The organism is Thalassospira sp. (assembly GCF_030690045.1).
Taxonomy (GTDB): domain Bacteria; phylum Pseudomonadota; class Alphaproteobacteria; order Rhodospirillales; family Thalassospiraceae; genus Thalassospira.
The window spans coordinates 1-4,053 of sequence record NZ_JAUYHK010000008.1; the positions used below are offsets into that span (position 1 = coordinate 1).

Annotated in this window: 5 protein-coding genes, 1 tRNA gene and 1 pseudogene; all 7 read right to left on the reverse strand. The window is 56.7% G+C overall.

Annotated elements, in window-relative coordinates; all coding sequences use genetic code 11:
- Positions 1-577 (reverse strand): annotated as a pseudogene (locus Q8O73_RS03430) (IS66 family transposase); the annotation flags it as partial.
- A 119-nt stretch (positions 578-696) separates the two neighbouring features.
- The gene (locus Q8O73_RS03435) at positions 697-1,017 is read right to left on the reverse strand and encodes a type II toxin-antitoxin system HicB family antitoxin (protein ID WP_305555010.1); all 321 of its coding nucleotides are present in this window, start codon (positions 1,015-1,017) and stop codon (positions 697-699) included.
- Positions 1,010-1,318: a type II toxin-antitoxin system HicA family toxin gene (locus tag Q8O73_RS03440; protein WP_371135034.1), complete on the reverse strand. Its 309-nt coding sequence runs from the start codon at positions 1,316-1,318 to the stop codon at positions 1,010-1,012. The genes Q8O73_RS03435 and Q8O73_RS03440 overlap by 8 nt, the downstream gene beginning before the upstream one ends.
- Positions 1,319-1,339: 21 nt before the next feature.
- A complete protein-coding gene (locus tag Q8O73_RS03445) occupies positions 1,340-2,083 on the reverse strand; it encodes a thermonuclease family protein (protein WP_305555013.1) in 744 nt (247 codons plus the stop codon).
- Positions 2,073-2,636, reverse strand: a complete 564-nt coding sequence (locus tag Q8O73_RS03450) for a hypothetical protein (protein ID WP_305555016.1) — start codon at positions 2,634-2,636, stop codon at positions 2,073-2,075. The genes Q8O73_RS03445 and Q8O73_RS03450 overlap by 11 nt, the downstream gene beginning before the upstream one ends.
- Positions 2,624-3,643, reverse strand: a complete 1,020-nt coding sequence (locus tag Q8O73_RS03455) for a helix-turn-helix domain-containing protein (protein ID WP_305555019.1) — start codon at positions 3,641-3,643, stop codon at positions 2,624-2,626. The genes Q8O73_RS03450 and Q8O73_RS03455 overlap by 13 nt, the downstream gene beginning before the upstream one ends.
- Positions 3,644-3,919: 276 nt before the next feature.
- Positions 3,920-3,996, reverse strand: a tRNA-Met gene (locus Q8O73_RS03460).
- Positions 3,997-4,053 lie beyond the last annotated feature (57 nt).

Here is a 4,053-nt window from a genome sequence, read left to right on the forward strand (position 1 = left end):
GTATAGCGATAAAGGGCGGCTGGTGGCGTATCACTGCCATGCGGCCGTTCATCGCGAAGATAAATCCAACCGGCCCTGCCTTGTTTTCCCCCGGCCAGGCTCAAGGACGGGCACCGGTGTATCGTCGGCATGGATATGCGACCCGGCCAGAACATGCCGTTCAATCGCAGCAATCAGGGGCTCCATCAGGCTTGAACATTTGCCAACCCAGTTGGCCAGCAATGATCGGGGCAGTTCCATGCCGTCGTGGGCATAAATGCCGCTTTGCCGGTATAATGGCAAATGATCGGCATATTTCGAGACCAGCACATGGGCAAGAAGACTGGCCGAGGGCATGCCGCGCTCAAATCGGCAGGGATGGCATCGGCAGTTGCACCATGCTCTCGCAAGACCGGCACGACAGGGCCGGACGGACATGACGGATGACCTTGAAGTGGCCGGGCACATAATCGAGGATTTCAGTGATGTCCTCACCAACCTGTTTCAGCGACCCGCCACACTGGCGGCAATCACCCTGCGGTTCATGACGAACCTCTTCGCGTGGCAGATGTTCCGGCAAAGCCCGGCGCTTGCGTTGTTTCGGTTTTGCCGTTTCGTCATCGATCGGTGAACCGGCATCATCATGATTAAGGCAAGTACTCTGACGAGCAAGGCGCCCCTCTGTCTGGCACCTGTAAAATCCCCCAAAAGGGCCGTTCACGCCCGTTCGATCTGGTGCTCAATCCACTTGCTGATGCTCATGCCCGAGGCCCCGGCCAAGATGGAGGCCTTGCGATGAATGCCCGGATCCACCCGCAACGCGATGTTTCCGCTATAGGGCCTGTCCGGCTCCACACCATCTTCGGCACACCAGGCCAGATAATCATCAACGCTGTCGCGAAAAGCCTGCTCAAACTCTTCCGCCGTCGCCCCTTCAAAATGAATACCGTCCTTGCTCAGCCCGATGACCTTGCCGTGAAAGGTTTTGTCATCGGGTTCATAATCGACGGTGCCGACATATCCTTTATATTCAAGCATCGTGCTTCACTCCTGCTCTTTCCAGAAAGTCGCGAACCGATTTGATCGCGCCTTTTTTGGTTTCTTTTTGCGGATGCGGACGATGAAAGACCTGCCGCACGCCATTAAGCGACACCCGGACGCGACTGCCCTGCCCTTCGGAAACCTGTCCGCCAAGTGCTGTGAACAGCCGTTCTATGTCGTCCCAGATGATCGTGCCCGACACCGGGTTTTTAAAGATCGTCCCAAGCGTCTTCTGATGTTTTCTGTTCATGATCACATGATATCCAAAAGCGATATCGAATTCAATATTTAATATCAATAAGTGATATCGCGATTACCGTTACTGCGGGCACCAGCTGCTGCGTTGCCCACCCTGATATACCCGCCCCAACCCTTCCGCGAGAAGGATGTCATGCAGCCATGCATCACCAATCGCAACATGGGCGACCACCCGCCCGCCATACCGGCCCCATTCCGGACGACAAAACAGAACAGGTTGCCCTGCTGTGACCGCACGGGCCAACAACGCCCGCACCCGATCCCGTGCCATTATGGCGAGCTGTTTTTCGGCCTCGCATTGCCCCCGGATTTCCGGGGTATCTATCCCTGCCACCCGAACAGACATCTTGCTGATCGGCGCGGGCAAGCCCGGCATGGTGATATAGATCGTATCGCCATCATAGGCAAAGACACCGCCCTGCTCTCGCAACGGCCAATGATAACAGTTTGCCTGAGCAATCATCGGGAACAGCATCAGGACCAGCACGGCAACAACCGGCAGAATTCTGCCGGTCATGATCAGCCGGTTCGACCAGTGCGCGACCTCGGCTTCGACACTCTCCAGCCTCCGGCGCAAACCGGATCGGCGGGCAAGATGGCGTTCCCGCTCGTAAAGGGCTTCCATCACAATAGCCCGCTGCTCCGGCTCCAGAGACACAAGCTGATCCGTGCCGCAGATGGGAACACCCGGTTGCCGCGCCAGCATCCGGTCCAGTTCGGCAAGCTGCATTCTCACGGTTCTTTTCTCGCCTTCAAGGGTATCAATCGCCAATCGGGCATAGGCTGTGACATCATCATCTTGCATCGCCACCTCCCAGCGCAGGCAGGACTTCGCGAACACGCTGCATAAACACATGCCCGGCTTTGGTCACACTCCATGGCAACATATAATCCTCAAACGGCTCTGCCAGATCACCTGCTGCCAAATTGATCAGGGACCGATCAACACAATCGCGATATTCGGTTGCCTTGAGGCGCTGGTCGATATCATGAATTTCGGCAGTAACGATTGCAGGCCACGGCCATTCAAGGCCTGCCAGAAGAGTAAAATCCCGCCGGATCGGCAGGACGATCTCGGTTTCAAACCGTGCCCAGACGCCAAGCTGGCGCAGGGTGTTCTTGACCGGCGTGGTGATATCGCCGGTGTCAAACTCCTCGATGTCATGCAACAAGGCATATCCCGCGGCCTGTCGTGAGGCCAGATCACAGGCCTGAACACAATGCTGCGCAACCGTAACATCGCAGGCCCCGTTCCAACGCCGAATACGGGCCAATCCTGCCGCCTGACGCGCAAAAAGCGCAAGGCGGCCCTCCAAAGAGTCAGGCAGGTTTTGACGGGTGGCGATCAGTTCAAGCATGACACACCTCCGGTCACAAGCCCGCGCCGCGCCGCCTGCCGGGTGATTTCTGAAAGCAAATGATTTTGCGCGGTGTCCCGCACACACCGATTGCTGGCAACCAGTTGCAAGGCATTGCCGGTTATCGAAGCCCGTATCTGCGACAGCCAGGCGCGCGGATGACGACAGCCGGGGAGACTGCCTTGCGCAATGACGTCACAAATTTCACGCCACTCGGCTGGATCAGAGGCCTCGCCTATTGGGGCAGGAACAGGGGTTTCGTCCCTGACACAAACTTCGGGCATCAACCCGTCGAGAATGTCGAGCATCGCCAGACGTGAAGGCTTTTTTCCTTCCTGCCGTAAACCCGTCAGAGCCGCATGCACAGCATCAAGGCCAACGCGCTGGACCGCTTCACTGACCCGCAAGCAGGCATTGGCCAAGGTCCATGGCTGCGAACACAGGCGCTGCCATTCTCTTGCCAGAATCAAACATTGATCATCGACGGCAGGAAGGACGGTCGCCCCCAGACCGGGAGAGGCATCAGAAGGCGAACAGCGCTGTTCCCTTCCATCCGTGTTGCCTTCTTTATCCGTGTTCTTCTTATAGGAACCGGCATCCGGTGCCGCTTTGACACCGGCATCCCGTGCCGGTTTGGGGGAATGAGGTGCCGGTTTGGCGGAGAGGCCCACCAGCTGATAAGCGTTGCGATTGCGCAAATGCCCGACAGCGCGGCTGATTTTGACAATCAGCCCCAATTTAACCAGCCGATTGAGGGCTTGTCGCACCTTGCGCTCGCAAAGCCGGGCGGCCCGCGCAATCGTCTCGATACGCGGGAAGCAATCCTGCGTGCGATCATTGACGTAAGACGCCAGCACAAGGGCCACGCAAATTTCAGCGGATGTCAGATCCGGCTGATCAAAGACTCTTGATTGCACCCATTGCCAGCGGGCAACGGCAGATGTTCCGGCTGGGGCAGAAGGCCCCGCATCGATGTCGGTTATCGACTCTGTGTCTGGATATGTCATTCATGGTATCGGCTGAGTTTTCTTGTCGCATTTACACTTGACAAAGCGATCCCGTCGCCTAAACTTGGCCTCAGATTTTCGAGCTGAGCAAGTTTAAGCCTTTCAAGAACCCGCTGCGCCAACAGCGGGTTTTTTGTTGTCTAAATTCTTGAAAATTCTGGGAAAAATAAAACTCGGTCGCGCCGCCTCCTCTTTTTGAGGAGTGTCCCCGAACTTTTTCTCTTGTTTCGCGAATCCGTCGAGTCTATATCTCAAAACTCGACGGATCGGAAGAAGTGGTTGCGGGGGCAGGATTTGAACCTGCGGCCTTCAGGTTATGAGCCTGACGAGCTACCGGGCTGCTCCACCCCGCGTCAAGGAAGGTTTGTCCTGGGTATCTGGTGTTTACCAAAGACGAACGCCACTCTTTG